At 65.9% G+C, this 21,930-nt stretch carries 19 protein-coding genes; 3 read left to right on the forward strand and 16 right to left on the reverse strand.

Translation table 11 applies throughout. The features are described 5' to 3' along the window. Window positions 1-19 precede the first annotated feature (19 nt). The 12 genes from ACYQ4T_RS08470 to coxB form a co-directional block, all read right to left on the reverse strand. On the reverse strand, window positions 20-1,303 hold the full coding sequence (locus tag ACYQ4T_RS08470; RefSeq protein WP_459852521.1) for a M16 family metallopeptidase: 1,284 nt from the start codon (window positions 1,301-1,303) through the stop codon (window positions 20-22). Beyond that, entirely contained in the window at window positions 1,300-2,706 is a 1,407-nt protein-coding gene (gene thrC / locus ACYQ4T_RS08475) for a threonine synthase (RefSeq protein WP_459852523.1), read from the reverse strand. Before thrC ends, ACYQ4T_RS08470 begins: the two co-directional genes overlap by 4 nt. A 98-nt stretch (window positions 2,707-2,804) precedes the next feature. Next, complete coding sequence (locus tag ACYQ4T_RS08480) at window positions 2,805-4,934, reverse strand: sensor histidine kinase (protein WP_459852525.1); 2,130 nt, start codon at window positions 4,932-4,934, stop codon at window positions 2,805-2,807. A gap of 90 nt (window positions 4,935-5,024) precedes the next feature. Then, entirely contained in the window at window positions 5,025-6,533 is a 1,509-nt protein-coding gene (locus ACYQ4T_RS08485) for a carboxypeptidase M32 (RefSeq protein ID WP_459852527.1), read from the reverse strand. Further along, window positions 6,530-7,249, reverse strand: coding sequence for an SURF1 family protein (locus ACYQ4T_RS08490; RefSeq protein WP_459852529.1), 720 nt, complete (start codon window positions 7,247-7,249; stop codon window positions 6,530-6,532). The genes ACYQ4T_RS08485 and ACYQ4T_RS08490 overlap by 4 nt, the downstream gene beginning before the upstream one ends. A 33-nt stretch (window positions 7,250-7,282) precedes the next feature. Next, a complete protein-coding gene (locus ACYQ4T_RS08495; RefSeq protein WP_459852531.1) occupies window positions 7,283-7,639 on the reverse strand; it encodes a DUF983 domain-containing protein in 357 nt (118 codons plus the stop codon). A gap of 78 nt (window positions 7,640-7,717) precedes the next feature. Further along, window positions 7,718-8,566 (reverse strand): cytochrome c oxidase subunit 3, encoded by an 849-nt coding sequence (locus tag ACYQ4T_RS08500; protein WP_459852534.1) that lies wholly within the window; start codon window positions 8,564-8,566, stop codon window positions 7,718-7,720. A 59-nt stretch (window positions 8,567-8,625) separates the two neighbouring features. Continuing rightward, window positions 8,626-9,234, reverse strand: coding sequence for a cytochrome c oxidase assembly protein (locus tag ACYQ4T_RS08505; RefSeq protein ID WP_459852536.1), 609 nt, complete (start codon window positions 9,232-9,234; stop codon window positions 8,626-8,628). 3 nt (window positions 9,235-9,237) lie between these two features. Continuing rightward, the gene (locus tag ACYQ4T_RS08510) at window positions 9,238-9,363 is read right to left on the reverse strand and encodes a hypothetical protein (protein WP_459852539.1); all 126 of its coding nucleotides are present in this window, start codon (window positions 9,361-9,363) and stop codon (window positions 9,238-9,240) included. Next, on the reverse strand, window positions 9,360-10,256 hold the full coding sequence (cyoE, locus tag ACYQ4T_RS08515; RefSeq protein WP_459852542.1) for a heme o synthase: 897 nt from the start codon (window positions 10,254-10,256) through the stop codon (window positions 9,360-9,362). Before cyoE ends, ACYQ4T_RS08510 begins: the two co-directional genes overlap by 4 nt. A 127-nt stretch (window positions 10,257-10,383) precedes the next feature. Further along, window positions 10,384-12,015, reverse strand: coding sequence for a cytochrome c oxidase subunit I (gene ctaD, locus ACYQ4T_RS08520; protein ID WP_459852545.1), 1,632 nt, complete (start codon window positions 12,013-12,015; stop codon window positions 10,384-10,386). A gap of 29 nt (window positions 12,016-12,044) precedes the next feature. Next, entirely contained in the window at window positions 12,045-12,944 is a 900-nt protein-coding gene (gene coxB, locus ACYQ4T_RS08525; RefSeq protein ID WP_459852548.1) for a cytochrome c oxidase subunit II, read from the reverse strand. A gap of 381 nt (window positions 12,945-13,325) precedes the next feature. Between coxB and tldD the strand changes: the two genes are divergently transcribed. The 3 genes from tldD (at window position 13,326) to ACYQ4T_RS08540 (ending at window position 17,458) form a co-directional block, all read left to right on the forward strand. Then, entirely contained in the window at window positions 13,326-14,759 is a 1,434-nt protein-coding gene (tldD, locus tag ACYQ4T_RS08530; protein WP_459852550.1) for a metalloprotease TldD, read from the forward strand. A gap of 160 nt (window positions 14,760-14,919) precedes the next feature. Continuing rightward, entirely contained in the window at window positions 14,920-16,938 is a 2,019-nt protein-coding gene (locus ACYQ4T_RS08535) for a hypothetical protein (protein ID WP_459852553.1), read from the forward strand. A gap of 22 nt (window positions 16,939-16,960) precedes the next feature. Then, the gene (locus tag ACYQ4T_RS08540; protein WP_459852555.1) at window positions 16,961-17,458 is read left to right on the forward strand and encodes an acyltransferase; all 498 of its coding nucleotides are present in this window, start codon (window positions 16,961-16,963) and stop codon (window positions 17,456-17,458) included. Between the two features lie 102 nt (window positions 17,459-17,560). Here the strand turns inward: ACYQ4T_RS08540 and ACYQ4T_RS08545 are convergent, their stop codons facing one another. From ACYQ4T_RS08545 to ACYQ4T_RS08560, 4 genes are read right to left on the reverse strand one after another with little or no spacing between them, the layout of a single operon-like run. Then, window positions 17,561-18,565: an SDR family NAD(P)-dependent oxidoreductase gene (locus ACYQ4T_RS08545; protein ID WP_459852558.1), complete on the reverse strand. Its 1,005-nt coding sequence runs from the start codon at window positions 18,563-18,565 to the stop codon at window positions 17,561-17,563. Continuing rightward, complete coding sequence (locus ACYQ4T_RS08550) at window positions 18,562-19,668, reverse strand: DegT/DnrJ/EryC1/StrS family aminotransferase (protein WP_459852561.1); 1,107 nt, start codon at window positions 19,666-19,668, stop codon at window positions 18,562-18,564. The genes ACYQ4T_RS08545 and ACYQ4T_RS08550 overlap by 4 nt, the downstream gene beginning before the upstream one ends. A gap of 8 nt (window positions 19,669-19,676) precedes the next feature. Beyond that, window positions 19,677-20,687, reverse strand: coding sequence for a Gfo/Idh/MocA family protein (locus tag ACYQ4T_RS08555; protein WP_459852563.1), 1,011 nt, complete (start codon window positions 20,685-20,687; stop codon window positions 19,677-19,679). Continuing rightward, window positions 20,681-21,859, reverse strand: coding sequence for a DegT/DnrJ/EryC1/StrS family aminotransferase (locus tag ACYQ4T_RS08560; RefSeq protein ID WP_459852566.1), 1,179 nt, complete (start codon window positions 21,857-21,859; stop codon window positions 20,681-20,683). Before ACYQ4T_RS08560 ends, ACYQ4T_RS08555 begins: the two co-directional genes overlap by 7 nt. Between the last annotated feature and the right edge of the window lie 71 nt (window positions 21,860-21,930).

Consider the following 21,930-nt stretch of genomic DNA (forward strand, 5'->3'; position numbering starts at 1 on the left):
CGCGGCCCCGTGCCCGCTCTCAGGCCAGGCGGCGCCGAACCGCGTCGAGGCTCGGCACCTGGCCGACCGGGCCGAGCGAGGCCAGGGTCGGCGGGGAGGCGAAGATGCGCTTGGCAACCCGCACGACATCGAGCACACCGACCGCCTCGATCTTGGCGACGACCTCCTCGGCCGGGATCGGGCGGTCGTAGAGCAGCAGCTGCGAGGCCAGCTGTTCGCAGCGGCTGCTGGTGCCTTCGCGCGACATGAGGGTGCCGGCCTTCAATTGCGCGGCGGACCGCCTCACCTCCTCGTCGCTCAGGTTGTCGGCAACCTTCAGGACCTCGTCGCAGATGACCGGCATCATCTCGGCCGCTTCCTTCTCGCCGGTGCCGGCATAGATGCCGAACAGGCCGGCATCGCTGTAGGAGCTGGAGAAGGTGTGGATGCTGTAAACGAGGCCGCGCTTCTCGCGCACTTCCTGGAACAGCCGCGAGGACATGCCGCCGCCCAGGAGCTGCGACAGCACCGCCGCGGCGTAGTAGTCGGGATCGTGGTAGCTGACGCCGGAGAAGCCGAGCACGACGTTGACCTGCTCGAGGTCGCGGTCTTCGCGATGCTCGCCGCCCTTATAGACGGCCTTCTCGCTGCCCGGCGCGGCGCCCTTCGGCAGGCGGTCGAGCAGGCGCGCGGCGAGATCGACCAGGCGGTCGTGGTCGATGTTGCCGGCGGCGGAGACGATCATCCGCTCCGGGCGGTAGCGGCTCTCCAGGTAATGCGCTACCACGTCGCGCGGCAGGCTGCCGATGATCTCGGCGCGGCCGAGCGTCGGCCAGCCCATCGGCTGGTCGGGGAAGGCGGCTTCCTGGAACTGGTCGAAGATGATGTCGTCCGGCGTGTCCTCGGCCTGGCCGATCTCCTGCAGCACAACCGCGCGCTCGCGCTCGAGTTCGGCCTCGTCATAGACCGAATCCTGCAGGATGTCGGCGAGCACATCGATCGCGAGCGGCATGTCGGCGCTCAGCATCTTGGCGTAATAGGCGGTCTGCTCGCGGCCGGTGTAGGCGTTCAGGATCCCGCCGACCGACTCGATCTCCTGGGCGATCTCGAGCGCGTTGCGCCGCTTGGTGCCCTTGAAAGCCATGTGTTCGAGCAGGTGCGCGACACCATTATGCTCCGCCGTCTCGTGCCGCGTGCCGACGCCGGCCCAGATGCCGAGCGAGACGGTCTCGACGGAATCCATTCGGTCGGTCGCGACCCTGAGGCCGTTAGGCAGGGTCGTGATTTGCACGCTGTTGGGGCGGTGTTTCTGCGCGACGTTCAATTGCCGCTCCCGCTTCGCCGGTGGGCGAGGACGTAGTCCTGGATCTTGCCGAGGTCCTTCGGCAGCACGTCGTAGCGTTCGCGGCGGGAAAGCAGGTTCGACAGATGCGCCGGCAGGGCGGGACGCACCCCGGTCGCCTTCTCCACCGCGTCGGGGAACTTCGCCGGGTGGGCGGTCGCCAGCGCCACCACCGGAACCGACTTGTCCTTGCGCATCGCTTCCGCCGCGGCGACGCCGATCGCCGAATGCGGGTCGATCAGCATGCCGGTGCGCTTGTAGAGGTCGGCCATCGCCTTCAGCGTGCCGGCATCATCCAGCTTGAAACCGGAGAAGAGCTTCTGCGTGGCCGCCCAGCCCGATTTCGGCGCGACGAACCGGCCGGTCTTGCGGAAGGCCGCCATCGCCTCGGCGAGTTTCGGGCCATTGCGCTTGTAGAGGTCGAACAGCAGGCGCTCGAGGTTGCTGGAGATCTGGATGTCCATCGAGGGGCTGAGGCTCGGGACCACGTCCGTCACCTTCATGCTGCCGCTCTTGAAGAAGCGGGTCAGAATGTCGTTGCGGTTGGAGCCGACGATCAGCTGCGCGATGTCGAGGCCCATCTGCCTGGCGGCATAGCCGGCGAAGACGTTGCCGAAATTGCCGCTCGGCACCGAGAAGCTGATCTTGCGGTTGGGCGCGCCCAATGCCACGGCCGCGGTCACGTAATAGACGATCTGGGCCATAACGCGGGCCCAATTGATCGAGTTCACCGCCGACATGGCGATCTTGTCGCGGAAGGCGTGGTCGTTGAAACAGGCCTTCACGATGTCCTGGCAGTCGTCGAAGCTTCCGTCGATCGCGATGTTGAAGACGTTGCCGGAATCGATCGTGGTCATCTGCCGGCGCTGGACTTCGGAGACGCGGCCCAGGGGATGCAGGATGAAAATGTCGATGGCGCGGCGGTCGCGGCAGGCTTCGAGCGCGGCGGAACCCGTATCCCCCGAGGTGGCGCCGATGATGGTGACGCGCTTGCCCTGCTTCTTCAGCACGTGGTCGTAGAGCCGGCCCACCAGCTGCAGGGCCAGGTCCTTGAAGGCGATCGTGGGCCCGTGGAACAGCTCTTCGATCCATACCCCCTCGCCCACCTCGACCAGCGGGGTCACGGCTTCGTGGCGGAAGCCGGCATAGGTTTCGGCGACCATGGATTTGAAGGTGGCGGGGGCGATGGATTTGCCGATGAAGGGCGCCATCACGGCGGCGGCGACCCCGGCGTAAGATTTGCCGGAAAAGCCGGCGAGCGTCTTCGGCTTCAGGCTGGGCCAGGTTTCCGGAACATAGAGCCCGCCGTCCCGGGCGAGGCCGGCCAGAAGAACCGCCTCGAAATCGAGCCGCGGCGCGGCGCCGCGGGTGCTGATGTAACGCAAAATCCACCTCCAAATGGGTGGCGGTACAGTAGTTTGGCGGGGGGTGGGAGGCAACCGCGTAGGCGCGGTATTCGGCCCCAGAAGCCGGGCGGTTGGCCCTAAACCAGCCGGCTGGGCGGCAGCCACAGGATGGCCGTGGTGCCCTCGCCGATACGGCTCTTCAAGGTGACGGTGCCGCCGTGCATCTCGGCCAGGCGGCGGGAGATGGCCAGGCCCAAACCGGTCCCTTCCCGCTTGCGGCTGACGTCGCTGTCGCTGCCCTGGAAGAAGGGCTCGAAGGCGCGTTCGATTGTCTCCGGCGACATGCCGCGGCCGGTATCGGTCACGCTGACCGTGAGGCCGTCGCCGTCGGCATGGGCCTTCAGCTCGACCCTGCCGCCTGCGGGCGTGAACTTGGCGGCATTGGTGAGCAGATTGAGCAGGATCTGGGTCACCGCCCGCTGGTCACCGTTGAAGCCGACTGCACCCAGCGAGATATGGGTTACGAAGGAGACCTGCTTGCTGTCGATCTCCTGGGAGACGAAGCGCGCCGCGGCACCGAGCACGGCGGAGACGTCGAAGACCTCCTCGATCAGGGGAAACTTGCCGGCCTCGATCTTCGACATGTCGAGGATGTCGTTGATCATCCGCAGCAGATGCCGGCCGGAGCCGGCGATGTCGGCGACGCATTCCTTCTGCCGGTCGTTCAAATGACCGTAGGCCTCGCCGTTGAGAACGTCGGCGAAGCCGATCACCGCGTTCATCGGCGTGCGCAATTCATGGCTGACGGTGGCCAGGAAGCTGGTCTTGGCGCGGTTGGCGGCCTCGGCCTGCTTCATGGCGGCCTCGATCTCGCGGCGGCTCTCCTCGAGGTCGAGTTCGCGCTGCTTCTGGGCCGAGATGTCGATCAGCATGCCGCGGAGTTCCAGCGAGCCGTCGACCTTGCGATCGACGCGGAAGAGATCGCGCACCCAGATCACCCGGCCGTCGCCGGCGACGACCCGGTACTCCCATTCGTGGTCCTCGTCGGCGCGGAGCTCGGCGGCGGCGAGACGCTTCATGCGGTCCCGGTCGTCGGGATGGATGAAGTTGATCCAGGCCCGCGGCTTCACCCACTCGGCCATGGGATGGCCGAAGGTCGCGGCCGCGCGCTCGCCTACATAGGAGTAGTCGAGGAAATGCGGGCCGTCCTTGGCGTAAGGAACGATTTGGCCGCCCTCCATCATCATCCTCAGCCGGCTCTCGCTCTCGAGGATCTCATCCTGCTGGCGGTCGCCCTCGGCACGGGCGATCGCGACCACGAGCAGGCCGATCAGCACCGCCGCGAGCATGCCGGCCAAGGCGATACGTTCGCCGTCGAGCGAGAATTGGGGAAAGGGCATGACGCCGAAGCGCGCGGCGCCCACCAGCGCCACCGCCAGCAGCAGTGCCGAGAGGCTGGCGCCGCGCCGGCCGTAGGAGATCGCGGCCCAGAAGGCGAGCGGCATGCCGATCACCGCCAACGTCGAGACGCCGACCGCCAGGTTGGGCGTCATCCAGCCCACCATGAAGAGGAGCCAACAGGCTGAGCCTGCGAGCGCGGCGATCTCCATCCAGCGCGGCCCGCGCACCCGAGCCTGGGTGACCCAGACCAGCGCCATCGGCACCGTCATCAGCACGGCCGTGGCATCGGCGGTCGCCCAGCCGAACCAGAAAGCCAGCGGGTCAATCTCCGTATGTGGCGCCACCACAAGCGTACCGACGATGCCGGAGAGCGCCGGGATGAGGACAACGCCGAACAGTACGAAGCGCTGCAGGTCATCCTGGGTGCGAAAGCGCGGGTCGAACGGCGTGAAACGCGCCATCGCGGCATAGGCCAGCGCCGCCTCGGCCACATCGCCGGTCGCCGCGATCAAGGTACCCTCGGCGCCGCCGCGGGAAATAGCCTCGACCGCAAAGGCCAGGGTGATCGCCGCCGGCAAGGCGCGCCAGCCGTAGAGAATAAGCGGCGCCATCGCCACGGCGCCGCACCAGAACAAGCCTAGCCCGCCGTCGTTCCAAGGGAGCAGGCTTGAAGCCACCAGCCGGCTGGCCAGCGCGCCGAACAGCGAGACCGCCGCGGCATAATAGAGCCGTACACGGTTTTCCTCGGAACGGAAGTCGATGGCGAGCTTCGGCATCATGGAATTGCGGCCCCGACCGCCACCATGCCAGCCGTGCGACGCGGGCGGCAAGCCGCTTCGCGTGCCTTCGTCGGAGTCTGTGACCATGCCCTCACCCCCAACCGAAATCGTCGGCGTCGATGGGTGAAACTTACGACTCTCGCCGTGATCGGTCCGTGACCGACTGTAGCGTCTTGTTCAATCGGGCAAATATCGCCGCTGCAGATGCGCCTTGAAGACCTCGACATCGAGCGGCCGACCGGTGGCCGCGGTCACGATCTCCCGCGTCGTCAGGCTGGAGGCACGCTCGTGCACATTGGGCCGAAGCCAGGCCATCAGCGGCGCGAAATCGCCACGCGCGATCGCGGCCGGGATGTCAGGGTTTGCCTTGCAAGCGGCGGCATAGAGCTGGGCCGCGGTCATCGCGCCGAGGCTGTAGCAGGGGAAGTAGCCGACCGCGCCGTCGAACCAGTGGATGTCCTGCAGGCAGCCCTCGCGGTCGCTCTGCGGCTTGATCCCGAGCAAGGACTGCATGCCCTCGTTCCAGGCGCCGGGGATATCGGCGACCTGCAGATCGCCCTTCACCAGGGCCTGTTCCAGGCGGTAGCGCAGGATGACATGGGCCGGATAAGTGACTTCGTCGGCATCGACCCGGATGAAGCCGCGCTCGACCCGGCTGTAGAGCCGCTGCAGGTTCTCCGGTGCGAAGGCGGCCTCGTTGCCCGGGAAGGCCTCGTTCAGCAGCGGCGAAAGGAAGGTGCAGAAGGCGAGGCTGCGCGAGGCCTGCATCTCGACCAGCAGCGACTGGCTCTCGTGCAAGGCCATGCCGCGCGACTGGCCGACCGGCTGAAGCCGCCATTGGCTGGGCAGGCCGCGCTCGTACATTGCGTGACCGGTCTCGTGGATGATGCCCATCAATGCCGAGGTCACCTGCTCCTCGGAATAGCGCGTGGTGATGCGGACATCGTCCGGCACGCCGCCGCAGAAGGGATGCAGGCTGGTGTCGAGCCGGCCGTGGTCGAAGTCGAAGCCGATGGTCTTCATCACCCGCTCGCCCAGCGCCTTCTGCGCCGCGACCGGGAACGGACCCTTGGGCTCGATCGGCGCCTCGCCCTGGGCCTGGCGCTCGAGCACGGATCCCAGGAACTCCGGCAGGAAGGCGGCATAGTCGCTGAATACCGCGTCGATATCGGCGGTGCGGCTGCCGGGCTCGTATTCGTCCATCAGCGCTTCGTAGGGCGAGAGGCCGAGCTTCTCGGCCTTGGCCTGTGCCGCCTCGCGCACCAGGCGGATGATCGCCTCCAGATGCGGCTGCACCATAGCGAAGTCGCCGGCCGGGCGCGCCTGGCGCCAGACCGCCTCGCAGGCGGTCGAGGCCTTGCTCATCGCCTCCACGAGATCGGAATTGAGCGCGGTCGCATGGACATGAACCCGGCGCATCTCATTGAGGTTTGCGCGCTGCCAGCTGTCGAGGCCCTGCTCCTCCTCGGCCGCGGCCTGAAGGAGCTCACCGGTCTTCGGCTCGGTCAGCAGCTGGTGCGAGACCACGCCGAGGGCCGCGAGCTGTTCCGCGCGCGCGCTATGGCCGCCTTCCGGCATCATCGCCGACATGTCCCAGTGCAGCATGCCGGCGGCGTCGCGCAAGGCCGACCAGCGGCGGAAGCGTTGCTCCAGGTTCTCGTAGGCGCCGACTGTGTTTCCAGTCACCGACTGCCTCGCTCGCGTTCCAGTTTCAGGTGATAGACGACATACACGCCTGCCAGCGATAGCGCCAGCAGCGCCCAGGTGACGGCGTATTGCAGGTGGTCGTTGGGCAGCTCGATCCGGGTCTGGCCGCCCAGGGGATAGTTGCCGGGAATGTCGGTCTTCTCCGCATCGAGATAGAGATCGGTGCGGACGGTGACACCGGCCGCCGCGGCCATCTGCATCGGGTCGATCGTGAACCACACATTCTTGGCGGGCTCGTTGTCCGGCTGAAAATAGGTCTTCACCTGCGGCAGGCGGATGAAGCCGTTGAGGGTCACGCTGCCGGCAAGCTGCCCCTGGGGGCGGGTCGCCGGCGTCTTCATGTTTTCCGGCACCCAGCCCCGCTCGATCAGTACGCTTTCTCCGGATTCCAGCTTCAGCGGCGTGATGATCCAGTAGCCGACATTGCCGTTCTGCGACCGGGCAGCGAGATAGAACTCATGGGCGTGGTCGAAGCTGCCGGTGACGGTGACGCGGCGAAACTCGAGCGGGCCAAGGTCCACCCCGACGGGCGGCAGCGCGACCGGCGCGGCGGTGGTGCGCGCGACCCGCTCGGCGATCAGGTTCTCTTTCCAGTGCAGGCGCTGCACCTGCCAGATCGAGAGGCCGATCATGACCAGGATCGCTGGTACGGTGAAAACCGTCGGCCAGAAGGTGGGGCGGAAGGGAAGGCGCATGATACTGCCTAGATAATCAGAACGGTCGGGCGTTCAACGGTCGTCGTGACCGGCGCGATGATGGAGTTGCAGCGCCATCAGCACCGATTTCGCGGGGCGCATCAGCAGCGCACCGCCGCCCAGGGTGACCGGGATCAGGACGACGACAAAGAGCCAATAGGGCGGATCGAAGGTGAACTCGGCCCAGAAGGCGAAGCCCATGACGATCGCGCCCCAGATCAGGATGACGAAGGCGATCGGCCCATCGCCGGTCTCTTCAGCGTGGAAATCGAGGCCGCAATTCGAGCAGGAAGGCGCGGGTTTCAGGAAACCCGTCAGGAGCTTGCCCTGGCCACAGCGGGGGCAGACACCCGCCAGGCCGGAAGCGATCGGCGACCGGTAGCCGGCCATCAGAGGAAAACGGAGGGAGTCATTGCGGGGCACCCCCACCCCACCCTCCCCCGAAGTCGGGGGAGGGCTTTAAAAGGGTCAGCCCGCGTACGGGCCGGGGCCGCTGCCCCAGATGTAGACGAAGCTGAACAGGAACAGCCAGACCACGTCCACGAAGTGCCAGTACCAGGCGGCCGCCTCGAAGCCGAAGTGATGATCCGGCTTGAAGTGGCCCTTGATTGCGCGCACCAGGCAGACAATCAGGAAGATGGTGCCGACGATCACATGGAAGCCGTGGAAGCCGGTCGCCATGAAGAAGGTGGAGGTGTAGATGCCATCCTTGAAGCCCCAGGGCGCGTGCATGTACTCGTAGGCCTGGAACGAGGTGAACAGGATGCCGAGCACCACGGTCAGCGCCAGGCCCTGAATGAGGCCGGCCCGGTCATTGTGCTTCAGCGCATGGTGCGCCCAGGTGACGGTGCAGCCCGAGGTCAGCAGGATCAGCGTGTTCAAGAGCGGGATCGCATAGGGATCCAGCGGCGTGATCGCGGTCGGCCCGGTCGGGGGCCAGACGCCGCCGGAGGCCTCGCGCGGGAAGATCGAGAAGTCGAAGAAGGCCCAGAAGAAGGCCGAGAAAAACATCACCTCGGAGGCGATGAACAGCGCCATGCCGTAGCGCAGGCCGATCTGCACGACCGGGCTGTGATGGCCCTGGAACTCGCCCTCCTTCACCACGTCGCGCCACCAGAGATACATGGTGGCGGCGATCAGCAGCACGCCGGGGACGATGTTGCCGAGCCCGAACTTGTGCCCGAACACGGCGATGTCGTGCATGTAGAGCACCATGCCGCCGGTGAACAGGCCGCCCGCCAGCGCGCCGACCACCGGCCAGGGGCTGGGATCGACCAGGTGGTAAGGATGGTTCGGCTTATGGGCTGCGTCGCTCATGGTCTCCACTCTCCCTTCGCGGCCGGTCCCCCTTGGACCCGGTCGGCAGATTCACGCATTCAATTCACGGCCGGCTTCGACACCGGTTCGGCCGAACCGACCTTGGCCGGCGCGTCCTGCGCCGACGGCTGATCGGCCGCCTTCCAAAAGGTGTAGGACAGGGTCACGTCCGACATCCGATTGAGCAGCTTGTCGTCCGCCAGCGCCGGGTCGAGGTAGAACGTCACCGGCATCTCGATCGATTCCCCCGGCTTCAGGGTCTGTTCGGTGAAGCAGAAGCATTCGATCTTCACGAAATACGGGCCCCAAGGCTCCGGCGACACGTTGAAGGTCGCGGTCCCGGTGATCGGCTTGTCCGAGAGGTTCTTCGCCTCGAAGAAGGCGAGATAGGTCTCGCCGACCTTGGCCTCGATCCGGTTCTGCTTCGGATAGAAGGCCCAAGGCATGCTCTGGTTGACATCACCGGTGAAGCTCACCGTCACCACCCGGTCGATCGCCTTGCCGCGCTGGCCCGCGGCGTCGGCGCGGATCGGCGTGCCGTCAAAGCCGGTGCGCTCGCAGAAGATACGGTAGAGCGGCACGGCGGCGAAGGTCAGGCCCACCATGAAGGCAATGACGCCGACCAGGCTCATCACGACGTTGAGGTTGCGGCGGTTCTTGCGCGTCATCGCTCAGCCGCCCTTCATCTTCACGATGGTGACGACATAGACCAGCACGACGAAGGCGACCAAGGCCGCGAGCAGGGCCCAGTTGCGCTGGCGGAGGCGCTTCTGCTTCTCGGTCAATTGCGCGCTCATCGCAGGAGCTCCAGCAGGCCCGGCGCACGGTCGATGCAGAGCACGGCGAAATGCGCGAAGAGGTAGAGCAGCGAGAAGCCGAACATGCGCTTGGCGTAGCGCAGATCATCACTCTTGAGCACCCGGATCGCATGGCCGACGAAGCCGAAATTGAGCGCGATCGAGACCGCGCCGTAAACCCAGCCTGCAACGCCGAAGTAAACCGGCAGCAGGGTCAGCGGGCAGAGGATCAGGGTATAGACCAGCATCTGCAGCTTGGTGGAGCGCTGGCCGGCCACCACCGGCATCATCGGCACGCCGGCCTTGGCGTAATCCCCCTCGCGGTAGAGCGAGAGCGCCCAGAAATGCGGCGGGGTCCACATGAAGATGATCAGGAAGAGCGCGATGGATGCCAGCGACACGTCGCCGGTGACGGCGGCCCAGCCGATCATCGGCGGGAAGGCGCCGGAAGCACCGCCGATCACGATGTTCTGCGGCGTCGAACGCTTCAGCCAGATCGTATAGACCACGACATAGAAGAAGATGGTGAAGGCCAAGAGCGCCGCCGCGGTGGTGTTGACGGCGATGTCCATCAGCATGACCGAGAACAGCGAGAGCACCAGGCCGAAGGTCAGCGCCTGCTCCGGCGTCACCACGCCGCGTGGGATCGGGCGGCCACGGGTCCGCGACATGACCGCGTCAATGTCGCGGTCGTACCACATGTTGATCGCACCGGAGGCGCCGGCGGCAACCGCGATGCAGAGCACCGCCACCGCGGCGATCACCGGATGGATATGTCCAGGTGCCACATAGAGGCCGGCGAAACCGGAGAATACCACCAGCGACATCACGCGCGGCTTCAAGAGCGCGATGAAGTCGCCGACGGACGCGCCCTCGCCCACCACACCCACCATTTGACTGATGGGGGCAGCTGCTTCGTTCGCGATGCCAATCTGCTGTTCGGCCATTTTCAGTCAGTTCATCCCGACAATTCGGCGGCGGGCCGCTCTCTTTGGGAAAGCGGGCCGCCGCCGTTCGTCGTCAGTGGTGACCTTCAGCCGGCTTGATCACCGGCAGGTCTTCGAAGGTATGGAATGGCGGCGGCGAGGACACCGTCCATTCCAGCGTCGTCGCGCCCTCGCCCCACTGGTTCGCACCGACTCGACGGCCGGCGAACACGGTGTAGAGCGCCATCGCCACGAAAAACAGCGTAGAGGCGAAGGAGATGAAGGCACCGATCGAGGAGATGTGGTTCCACAGCGAGAAGGCGTCCGGATAGTCCGGATAGCGCCGCGGCATGCCCGCGAGGCCCAGGAAGTGCTGCGGGAAGAAGGTCAGGTTCACGCCGACGAAGGTGGTCCAGAAGTGCAGCTTGCCCGCCCATTCCGGATGCTCGCGGCCCGACATCTTGCCGATCCAGTAGTAGTAGCCGGCGAAGATCGAGAACACGGCACCCAATGAGAGCACGTAGTGGAAATGCGCGACGACGTAATAGGTATCGTGCAGCGCCACGTCCACGCCCGCGTTCGCCAGCACCACGCCGGTGACTCCGCCGACCGTGAACAGGAAGATGAAGCCGAGGGCCCACATCATCGGCACGCGGAAGGTGATTGAGCCGCCCCACATCGTCGCGATCCAGGAGAAGATCTTGATGCCGGTCGGGACCGCGATGACCATGGTCGCCGCGGTGAAGTAGGCGCGGGTGTCGACGTCGAGACCGACCATGTACATGTGGTGGGCCCAGACGACGAAGCCGACGAAGCCGATCGCGACCATCGCGTAGGCCATCCCGAGATAGCCGAACACCGGCTTCTTCGAGAAGGTCGACACGATCTGCGAGATCATGCCGAAGCCCGGGAGAATGAGGATATAGACCTCGGGGTGACCGAAGAACCAGAACAGGTGCTGGAACAGGATCGGATCGCCGCCGCCGGCGGGATCGAAGAAGTGGCTGCCGAAGTTGCGGTCGGTCAGCAGCATGGTGATCGCGCCGCCGAACACGGGGAGCGAAAGCAGCAGCAGGAAGGCGGTGACCAGCACCGACCAGACGAACAGCGGCATCCGGTGCAGGGTCATGCCCGGGGCGCGCATGTTGAAGATGGTGGTGATGAAGTTGATGGCGCCGAGGATCGACGAGGCGCCGGCCAAATGCATGGAGAAGATCGCCATATCGACGGCGATGCCCTGTTGCGTGGCCAGGGGCGGATAGAGGGTCCAGCCGGTACCGGCGCCGCCGTCGACGAAGGCCGAGCCGATCAGAAGGGCGAAGGACGGGATCAGCAGCCAGAAGCTGATGTTGTTCATGCGCGGGAAGGCCATGTCCGGCGCGCCGATCATCAGCGGCACGAACCAGTTGCCGAACCCGCCGATCATCGCCGGCATGACCGTGAAGAAGATCATGATCAGCGCGTGCGCCGTGATCACCACGTTCCAGTACTGCTGGTCCGGGTTGGCGTCGCCGCCGAACATCGGCAGGTCGATGCCCGGGCTCATCAGCTCGGCGCGCATGAAGATCGAGAACAAGCCGCCGATGCAGCCCGCTACCACCGCGAAGATAAGGTACATCGTGCCGATGTCCTTATGGTTCGTCGAATAGAGGTAGCGGATGATCCCGGTCGGGTGATGGCCGTGATCGTGGCTGTCGTGGGCGTGCGAAGTGGAGACGGGGCTCATGGCAGGGTGTCCCTCAAACTACCGGCGGATCAATTCGCCGTCTGAACTTGGGTGGCGGAAGCGAGCGCGCTCGATCCGTCGTTGGTGGGCGCGATCGAGGCGGCCGGCGCGTCGAGCTTGTCGAACTTGCCCTGGGCTTCCTTCACCCAGGCGTCGAACTCTTCCGGGGTCACGGCGCGGACCTTGATCGGCATGTAGGCATGCTGGATGCCGCAGAGCTCGGAGCACTGGCCGTAGTAGATGCCAGGCTTCTCGATGTTGAACCAACTCTCGTTGACGCGGCCGGGGGTCGCGTCGTGCTTCACGCCGAAGCTCGGGATGGTCCAGGAGTGGATCACGTCTTCCGAGGTGATCTGGATGCGGATGTTCTTGCCAACCGGCAGCACGACTTCCTCGTCGGTGTCGAGCAGGCGCACGACATTCTTCTCCTTCGCGACCGCCTCTTCGGCGGTGACCATGCGGGCGTCGAAGGTGAAGTTGCCGTTGTCCGGATAAACGTATGACCAATACCACTGATGGCCGATCGCCTTGATCGTGAGGTCCGGCTTCGGGATCTCGAGCTGGTTATAGAGCAGGCGGAAGGACGGGATCGCGATCAGCACCAGGATCAGAACCGGGATGCCGGTCCAGGCGATCTCCAGCATCGTATTGTGCGTGACCTTCGACGGGACAGGGTTCCGCTTGGCGTTGAAGCGGAACATCACGTAGAGCAGCAGCAGCATGACGAAGATGGCGATCACGAAGATGATCGGCGTCAGGATCGCGTTGTGGATCCAGTCCAGCTCTTCGGCCAAGGCGGTCACGGGCGGCTGCAAGCCGATCTGGTCGGGCTTCGGCTCGCCGATCACCTCTTGTGCGAAGGCGACCCCGCTCCAACTTGAGACTCCGAGCACCCAGGCAGCTTGTGCAAGAAGACGCTTCAACGACATATCGATCCACCCCGTCCTGTCGGCGTTCGCAAGGCCCCCTAAGACCCGTCCCGCCGACGTGTGCGAAAGGCCGGAAACGGACCGATCGGCCCTTCCGGCGAAAGAATTTGCTCTCATTCCAAGGCTTTGACGGGCAGCCGCAGGCTTGCGTCCGACCCCCATCGAAAGCGAGCCGACCCTACATGGGCGTCCTCGATAACTCAAGCATTTCGGGGCCTTGCACGCCTTAAGGCGGACGGCTTTGCGGAGGATCAATCCGATTCTGCGACGATCCGTCGCAATAAAGGTAAACGCCCGCGGTAAACGCGGTTGGTGACGGCGGCGGATGACTTATATTGCGGATAGCTACATGCCTTGAGCACCGCGTTTTCCGGAGGATCCATGTCGAATCTGATCGAGGCCGACCGCCTTTTCTTCGAGCGCGCCGGGCTGGACCGCAGCCGAATCGAGCGCACGGTCGCCGATTCGCTGAAAGGGGCCGATGACGGCGAGCTCTACCTGGAATACGCCCAGTCCGAGGCACTCGCCTATGACGACGGCCGGCTGAAGAGCGCCAGCTTCGACACCACGCAGGGATTCGGGCTGCGGGCGGTCAGCGGCGAGACCCATGGCTATGCCCATGCCAGTGAACTCAGCGAAGCCGCGATCAAGCGCGCCGCGGAGACGGTGAAGGCGGTCCATGCCGGGCGCGGCGGCAAGCTCGACGTCGCACCCAGTGGCACCAACAAGCAGCTCTACAAGCCGGACAACCCGATCTCGCTGGTGCCCTTCGAGACCAAGGTGAAGGTGCTGCAGGAGATCGACGCCTATGCCCGGGCCAAGGACCCGCGGGTGAAGCAGGTCATGGCCTCGGTCTCCGCCTCCTGGCAGGCGATCGAGATCCTGCGCGGCGACGGCGCCCGCACCGCCGACATCCGCCCGCTGGTCCGCCTCAACGTGACGGTGATGGTCGAGGCCAACGGCAAGATGGAGACCGGGAGCTACGGCTCCGGCGGCCGCATCGGCTATGAGAGCCTGCTCGAGCCCGAGCATTGGAAATCGAGCGTCGATGAGGCGCTGCGCCAGGCTTTGGTGAATCTCGATTCGATCCCCGCCCCCGCCGGCGAAATGCAGGTCGTGCTCGGGCCTGGCTGGCCCGGCATCCTGCTGCACGAGGCGATCGGCCATGGCCTGGAAGGCGATTTCAATCGCAAGAAGACCTCGGCCTTCGCGGGCCTGATGGGACAGCGGGTCGCCGCGAAAGGCGTGACCGTCGTTGACGACGGTACGCTGGGGCAGCGCCGCGGCTCGCTCACCATCGACGACGAGGGTACGCCGACCCAGTGCACCACCATGATCGAGGACGGCATCCTGGTCGGCTACATTCAGGACCGGCAGAACGCCCGGCTCATGGGCATGAAACCGACCGGCAATGGGCGACGCCAGAGCTTCGCGCATAACCCGATGCCGCGTATGACCAACACCATCATGATGAACGGGCCGCACGATCCGAAGGAGATCATCGCCTCGGTGAAGAAGGGCCTCTATGCCGTCAATTTCGGCGGCGGCCAGGTCGATATCACCTCGGGCAAGTTCGTGTTCTCGGCCGCCGAAGCGTATCTGATCGAGGACGGCAAGGTCGGCCCGGCGGTCAAGGGCGCCACCCTCATCGGCAACGGACCGGACGTGCTCACCAAGGTCGACATGATCGGCAACGACATGATGCTCGATCCAGGCATCGGCACCTGCGGCAAAGACGGCCAGGGCGTGCCCGTGGGCGTCGGCCAGCCGACCCTGCTGATCGGCGGCCTGACTGTCGGCGGCACCGGGGCGTAACCCTGATACGTCATTGCCGGGCTTGACCCGGCAATCTGCCGCCACGCGGAGCGAGATGCCCGGGTCAAGCCCGGGCATGACGGTGAAATTTTCGGTCGGCAGACGGCGGCGCGCCTGATAGCGTGCCGCCGTTGTCTTATCTGAGAATCGAGAGAGCCAAATGCCGGGGGAAGGCCGCTCCGCGGAGATGATTCGGCCGGAACTTGAACAACTGCGGCTCGGCCTGTTCGCCGTCGCGTTGTCCATCCTCATCACCGCAGTCCTGTTCGCCTTCCGGGTCGGCCTGCCGAACCCGCCGCTGGCAATTCTGCTCGGCCCCGCCATCGTCGCCGTCGCCGTGCTGCCAGCCTTGCTCTGGGGCGGCTCGATCTGGGCCGGGCCGCTGGCCGTGGTCGGGCTGCTGGTCGGATGCGGCCTCGCGGCCCTGGGAACGATTGGATTCGCCCTGCTCTGGCTCGCCGCCATGGCGAGCGCCGGTATCGCCGTCCGCCGGCTGCTCGACAACGCCTTCCAGTCGCCGCGGCGGGTCGCGGCATGGCTGCTGCTGCTGCTTGCGGCCGCGCTCCTTTCCACCCTGCTGATCGCCGGGAGCAAGTACACCAACTTCATCTCCGACCAGCTGCTGCTCTACGGCCGCACCGACGGCGACGTGATGTTCCACGGTGCGATCATCAACGCCTACCGCTACTTCCATTTCCCGAGCACCGGGATCGACGGCCTGCATCTGCTGCGCTACCACACCGGCGTCGATGTATTGGCGGCGGCGATCGCTGGCGGCGCCGGCATCGACGCGCTGCTCGGGCTGGTGATTCTGCATGCCTCGGTGCTGTTTCCGCTCGCCGTCTTCGCCGTGGGCTGGGGCGGCCTGCTGTTCGGCCAGGCCCTGCTGCCGGTCGGGCTGAGGGCACTGGCGGCGGCGACCGCCGCCGTCATCGTGGCGCTGCTGATCCAGTGCGGGTCCTGGAACGAGCTCTCGCTGCAAGGCGACCCCATGCTGTTCAGCGGGACGCTGTTCGTCCTGCTGGCGCCGCCCATCGTGCTAGACCTGCTGGCGCGCCGCGCCGCGGCGCATGTCGCGCTGGGCGCCGCGATCCTGGCCGTGCCGCTGCTCAGCCTCTCCAAGGTCTCGACCGGCGCGGTCTGGTGCACGCTGATCGGATGGCTGGTGCTGCGCCTGATCGGACCGAAGCGCCCGGCCTTCTGGGTCACCGCCGTCGCGATGACCATTCTCTTCGTGGGCAGCGTCCTCATCGCCAATGATCCCGGCCAGTCCGGTGCGGTGCTGTTCGGCACGCCCTTCTTCGTTCAATCCGGATTCCAAGCCGGAAATCACCTGCTGCCGATCGCCGTGCATGCGACGCTGCTGGTCGTGATCGGCGCCCTCGTGCTGCTCAAGGACGTCGTCCCGGAGCCGGCGCGGCGCATGCTGATCGAAACCTTCCTGCTCACCGCATTGGCGGCCAATGTGCCGGGACTGGTGCTGGAGATTCCCGGCGGCGACGCCTTCTTCTTCCTCAGCGCGCTCAATTGGCTGATGGCACCGGTCTTGGCTATGGTGGTCGCGAGCCTGCCGGCATTGATCCCCCAGCTGCAGCCGGAGCGCCGCCGCTTCGCCTGGCCGCTGGCCGGCCTGGTCCTGCTGGCACTGCTGGTCGATGCCGGCCTCAGGGCCGACACCCGCTTCTACACGGCGATGTCCGGGAGCGCGCTGGTGCGGACCGGCGACACCACCTACTACGCCGACGACAAGCGCAAGATCTGGCGCACGGATACTGCGCGCGCCTTGTCCGAGCACGGGCTGTTTGGCCTGTTTGCCCTCCAGCCGCCAAGCCCGTCGGGCGCCAGCATCGCCTCGGCCCTGGCGACGGCGAAGAGCGCGGACGCGGCCGCCTATATCCCGCCGGAATCCGACTATTGGACCTATGTGAAGGATTGCGACGGCCGCAGCCTGTGGCCGATGGCGGTCGCCGGCGTGCCGCTGATCGACGGCACGGTTCCGGTGCAGGCCGAGTGCCGGCAGGAGTTCGCGCTGATCGGGTATCCGGCGCCGCCGGAGGTGCGCACCAGGCTGGACGAGGCCGCGCTTTGCGCGCGCGCCGATGCCGCCGGATTCCCCGTGGTGATGGAGATCGAGAGCCTCGACGACCGCAGCCGGGACCGGGTCGCGGCCTGTCGCTGAGAGCGCTGAACGGAGAAACGCGATGATCAAGAACGATGTCGTCCTCGGCGCCAATGTCGGCATTCCGCAGCCGGACCTGGTCAACCTCTACGGCTGTACCATCGGCGACGAGACCAAGATCGGCGCCTTCGTCGAGATCCGCAAAGGCGTCAGCGTCGGCAGGCGCTGCAAGATCCAGGCCTTCGCCTTCATCCCCGAGGGGGTGACGATCGCCGACGGCGTCTTCATCGGGCCGCATGCCTGTTTCACCAACGACCTCTTCCCCGCCGCAATCACGCTCGGCGGCGAGCTGAAGTCGCCCGACGACTGGGAGATGAAGCCGACCCTGGTCGAGACCGGTGCCGCAATCGGCGCCAATGCGACCATCCTCTGCGGCATCACCATCGGCAAGCACGCGCTGATCGGTGCCGGCGCGGTGGTGACCAAGGATGTCCCCGACTACGCGATCATGATCGGCAATCCGGCGCGCCGGATCGGCGATCGGCGCGACCAGGTGAGCGACGAACCGAAGATCGGGTGACGCGCATCGCCTTTGAGCAGACCCCCGGGTCAAGCCCGGGGGTGACGGATTCTTAGAACCGTCATGCCCGGACTTGATCCGGGCATCTCGCGCCGCGTGAAACTAAGCCTTCCAGTTGACCGTCTGCTCGTCGGCAAGGAGCTCTTCGGGATTCTTGCCGCTGGCGACGTACCAGTCGCGCAGCAATTCCAGGCCTCGCTGCAGCGAGGTCTCCGGCTTGAAGCCGATCAGACGCTGCGCCTTGCTGCTGTCGGCCAGCAGGCGGCGCACGTCGCCCGGACGATCGGGGCCGTATTCAACGTTGATGTTGCGGCCGGGGAGCGTGCGGGCGATCAGCTCGGCCAGCTCCTTGATGGTCACGTCCTTGCCGCTGCCGAGGTTGATGGTCTCGCCGATCGTAGCGGGATGGGTGCCGGCGGCGATGATGCCGCGCGCGGTGTCGGCGACGAAGGTGAAGTCGCGGCTCTGCAAGCCATCGCCATGGACGATCAGCGGCTTGCCCGCCATGGCGCGGAGCATGAATTTCGGAATGACTTCGCCGCTGTCACCTTCATGGTGGCTGCGCGGGCCGAAGGCGTTGAACGGGCGGATGACCGTGGTGGGATAACCATAGGTCTTCCAGTAGGCATCGGTGTAGCGCTCGCCGGCGAGCTTGGCCGCGCCATAGACCGTCATCGGGTATTGCGGATGCTCCTCGGTCATCGGCGCGGTCCGCGCGGTGCCGTAGATCTCCGAGCTGGAGACATTGGTGAAGCGCTTCACCCCGGCGGCGCGGGCGAGTTCCAGCAGGACGAGCGTTGCGGTCGCGTTGACCTCGTGGTTCTCCAGCGGTGCGTGAATCGAGTGCCGCACGCCAAGGCAGGCGAGATGGAGCACGAGGTCCTGGCCTTTGAGCGCCTTGGCCATGGCATCGCGGTCGCGGATGTCGGCGGCCTCGACCTTCATGCGATCGGATCGGATGTCGGCGAGATTCTCGCGCTTACCGTTGCGGAAGTTGTCGACGACGGTGACCGCCGCCCCCGCCGCGATCAGCTGCCGCGTCACTTCATTGCCGATGAAGCCGGCGCCGCCGGTGACTAGCACCCGGGACTTGGAGAGGTCGATCACGCCAGAATGCGCTTCAGGGCGCCGGCGACTTCCTCGACCTGGGCATCGGTCATCTCGGGATACATGGGGAGCGACAATTCGCGGTCGCCCTGCTCTTCCGCGGCCGGGAAGTCGCCCTTCTTGTGGCCAAGCTCCTTGAAGCAGGGCTGCAGGTGCACCGGCACCGGGTAATGCAGGTTGGTGCCGATCCCCGCCTCGTTCAGCTTGGCGATGATCTCGGAGCGGCGCGCGGCATCGACGCGCACGGCATAGACATGCCAGACATGGCGCGAGCCTGGGCGCTCATAGGGGAGTTCGATGCCGGCGACGTTGCCGAGCGCCTGCTGATAGCTTCGCGCGACACGCCGGCGGCCCTCGGTCCAGGTCTCGATATGCTTCATCTTGACGTCGAGCACTGCGCCTTGGACACCGTCCATGCGGTAGTTGAGGCCCTTGATCTCGTGGTTGTACTTCTTGGTCTGGCCCCAGTCGCGCAGCATGCGGAGCTTCTCGGCCAGCTTGGCGTCGCCGGTGGCGACCAGCCCGCCCTCGCCGTAGGCGCCGAGATTCTTCCCCGGATAGAAGCTGAAGCAGGACATGCGGCCCATCGTGCCGGCGAACTTGCCGTCGAACTTCGCGCCATGGGCCTGGGCCGCGTCCTCGATCACGATCAGGCCATGCTTGTCGGCGATCTTCTGGATTGCGGTCATGTCGGCGCATTGGCCGTAGAGATGGACCGGCATGATCGCCTTGGTCTTCGGCGTGATCGCGGCCTCGATCTTCGCCGGATCGAGCAGCGCGGTTTCGAGGTCGATGTCAGCGAAGACCGGCGTGGCGCCCACCAGATCGATGGCGATCGCGGTGGCGATGAAGGTCATCGGCGTGGTGATGACCTCGTCGTCCCGGCCGATGCCTGCGGCCAGTAAGGCGAGATGCAGCGCCGCGGTGCCGGAACTGCAGCCGATCGCATGCTCGATGTCATAGGCGGCAGCGAAGGATTTCTCGAAGGCCTGCACCGCCGGGCCGAGCACGAACTGCCCGCTTTCCAGCACGCCGATCACGGCGGCATCGACTTCCGGCTTGATGGCCTGGTATTGCGATTTCAGATCGAGGAAGGGAACCACGTTGTCTCTCACGAAACTGGTAAAACGGCGCCGGATCGCTGCGCCGATTTGTCGGCCAGCTCCAGCAGCTTGACGATCCGCATCCCCACCTCGCCCGAGGTGATCGGCGGCTTGTTGGCGGCGAAGCATTCGTTGGCATGTGCGGCCAGAACAGCCAGGGCCTCGCGGGTATCGATCACGGGGGCGCGCATGTCGCCGATGCGGTATTCGACCCGCATCGCATGCTCGCGAACGGGATCCCGCACGAACTCGACGCCCTTGTCGTAGATCCGGATCTTCTCCGAGGGCGAGAGGTCGTCATAAACCACCATGCTCTTGTCGCCGCCGACAATCACCTGCCGGATCTTCACCGGAGCGAGCCAGCTGGCATGCACATGGGCGACGGCATTGCCCGGATAATGCAGCGTCACGTAGCCGACGCTGGCGAGGCCGCTGGCCGTCGGGTCGAAGGCCTGGGCACTGATTGCGGTCGCCCGAACCGGCATGATGCGCTCCAGGATCGCGAGGTCGTGCACCACGAGATCCCAGATCACGTTCACGTCGTGCTGGAACAGGCCGAGATTGATGCGGGTGGAATCGTAGTAAAGGATGCGGCCGAGCTCGCCGGCATCCGCCATCTCGCCGATCTTCCGCACCGCGCCGGTATAGACGAAGGTGTGGTCGGCGAAGATCTGGCGGTTCTTCTTCGCAGCCAGCTCCACCAGTTTCTCGGCATCGGCGTAGTTGCCGCAGAGCGGCTTCTCGACCAGGACATGCTTGCCGGCATTGAGCGCCGCTGCAGCCAGCGTGTAATGCGTGGAGACCGGGGTCGCGACCGCGACCACGTCGATGGCGGGATCGTTGATGATCGCCATTGCGTCATCGTGGGTCTGGGTCTTCGGATAGAGCGCCTCGACCTTGGCGCGGTTGGCCGCGACCTTGTCGGCAACCGCAGCGACGGTCGAATCCTTCGCCTGGTTGAAGACGCGCACCAGGTTCGGCCCCCAATAGCCGTAGCCGATCACGCCGATTTTCAGCATGCGCGCGCTTTCTGAGATGCGTCCGCCAGCGCGGCGTCGATCCGGGATGCGACCCAGCGCGCCTGATCGACTTCCATACCCGCGAACATCGGCAAAATCATGCCGCGGTCCTGCGCTTCTTCCGAGATTGGCAAGGCAACGCGCACGCCCTCGCTGCCGGCATAAGCCGGCTCGCGGTGGATGCACATGACGCCGCGGCGCGTGGAGATGCCGTCATCGAGCAGGCGCTGCATCACGCCGCGCTGGTCGGCGCCTTCGGGAAGCAGGACGCAGTAGCTCTGCCAGTTGGTCCGGGTGTCGGCCCGGTCCGTCGGCGGCACCAGGCCGGGAATCCGCGCCAGCGCCTGGCTGTAGGCGCCGGCAAGCGTGCGGCGCTCCTCGACCATCGCGGGGAGGCGCTGCAACTGGCAGCGGCCGATCGCGGCCTGGATGTCGGTTAGGCGGTAGTTGAAGCCGACCTCGTCATAAGTTTCGAACACCACCGCGTTGGATTGATGCCGCTGCCGGTCGTTGAGCGACATCGCATGCTGGCGCAGGCGCCGGAGATGCGCGGCGAAATCCTCGTCGTCGGTAGTGATGATGCCGCCGTCGCCGGTCGCGAGCAGCTTCCGGGGATGGAAGGAAAAGCAGGCCGCGAGGCCGAACGGCTTGCCGACCTTGATCCAGCCCTCGGCCGTCTTCAGCTCGCTGCCGATGCCGCAGGCGGCGTCCTCGATCAGGATCAGCTTGTGCTTCTGCGCGACGGCGCGGATCTTCTCCATCTGCGCCGGGAGTCCCAGCTGGTGCACCGGCAGGATCGCCTTGGTCCGCGAAGTGATCGCGGCTTCGATCTTGGCGGGGTCGATGTTGAAGTCGTTCAGGGTCACATCGACGAAGACCGGGGTGGCACCGGCCATTCGGATCGCATTGGCCCCGGCGATGAAGGAATGGCTGACGGTGATGACCTCGTCGCCCTGGCCCACGCCGGCGGCATGCAGCGAGAGATGGAGCGCGACCGTGCAATTGGCGACCGCAACCGCATGGCGCGCGCCGCAATAATCGGCGAACTCGCGCTCCAGCGCCGCGACTTCCGGGCCCTGGGTCACCCAGCCGGACCGCAGCACGCGCACCACCGCCTGCTCCTCCTCCGGCCCGTAGAACGGCTTGGCAACAGGCAGATTGGTCTTCGGCATCTCGACGGGTTTCGCGCGTTTCGGGCAAAGGCGCCTCCGAATAGCATCCCCCACCCGGCCCCGACAAGGGC

It is taken from the genome of Dongia sp. agr-C8, from assembly GCF_054658695.1.

Bases quoted from the DNA above. Each gene is read 5' to 3' on its own strand.
- ACYQ4T_RS08480 (WP_459852525.1), bottom strand. From the start codon at position 4,934: ATGGTCACAGACTCCGACGAAGGCACGCGAAGCGGCTTGCCGCCCGCG.
- ACYQ4T_RS08490 (WP_459852529.1), bottom strand. From the start codon at position 7,249: ATGCGCCTTCCCTTCCGCCCCACCTTCTGGCCGACGGTTTTCACCGTA.
- ACYQ4T_RS08495 (WP_459852531.1), bottom strand. From the start codon at position 7,639: ATGGCCGGCTACCGGTCGCCGATCGCTTCCGGCCTGGCGGGTGTCTGC.
- ACYQ4T_RS08500 (WP_459852534.1), bottom strand. From the start codon at position 8,566: ATGAGCGACGCAGCCCATAAGCCGAACCATCCTTACCACCTGGTCGAT.
- ACYQ4T_RS08505 (WP_459852536.1), bottom strand. From the start codon at position 9,234: ATGACGCGCAAGAACCGCCGCAACCTCAACGTCGTGATGAGCCTGGTC.
- ACYQ4T_RS08510 (WP_459852539.1), bottom strand. From the start codon at position 9,363: ATGAGCGCGCAATTGACCGAGAAGCAGAAGCGCCTCCGCCAGCGCAAC.
- cyoE (WP_459852542.1), bottom strand. From the start codon at position 10,256: ATGGTGGGTGTGGTGGGCGAGGGCGCGTCCGTCGGCGACTTCATCGCG.
- ctaD (WP_459852545.1), bottom strand. From the start codon at position 12,015: ATGAGCCCCGTCTCCACTTCGCACGCCCACGACAGCCACGATCACGGC.
- coxB (WP_459852548.1), bottom strand. From the start codon at position 12,944: ATGTCGTTGAAGCGTCTTCTTGCACAAGCTGCCTGGGTGCTCGGAGTC.
- tldD (WP_459852550.1), top strand. From the start codon at position 13,326: ATGTCGAATCTGATCGAGGCCGACCGCCTTTTCTTCGAGCGCGCCGGG.
- ACYQ4T_RS08535 (WP_459852553.1), top strand. From the start codon at position 14,920: ATGCCGGGGGAAGGCCGCTCCGCGGAGATGATTCGGCCGGAACTTGAA.
- ACYQ4T_RS08540 (WP_459852555.1), top strand. From the start codon at position 16,961: ATGATCAAGAACGATGTCGTCCTCGGCGCCAATGTCGGCATTCCGCAG.
- ACYQ4T_RS08555 (WP_459852563.1), bottom strand. From the start codon at position 20,687: ATGCTGAAAATCGGCGTGATCGGCTACGGCTATTGGGGGCCGAACCTG.
- ACYQ4T_RS08560 (WP_459852566.1), bottom strand. From the start codon at position 21,859: ATGCCGAAGACCAATCTGCCTGTTGCCAAGCCGTTCTACGGGCCGGAG.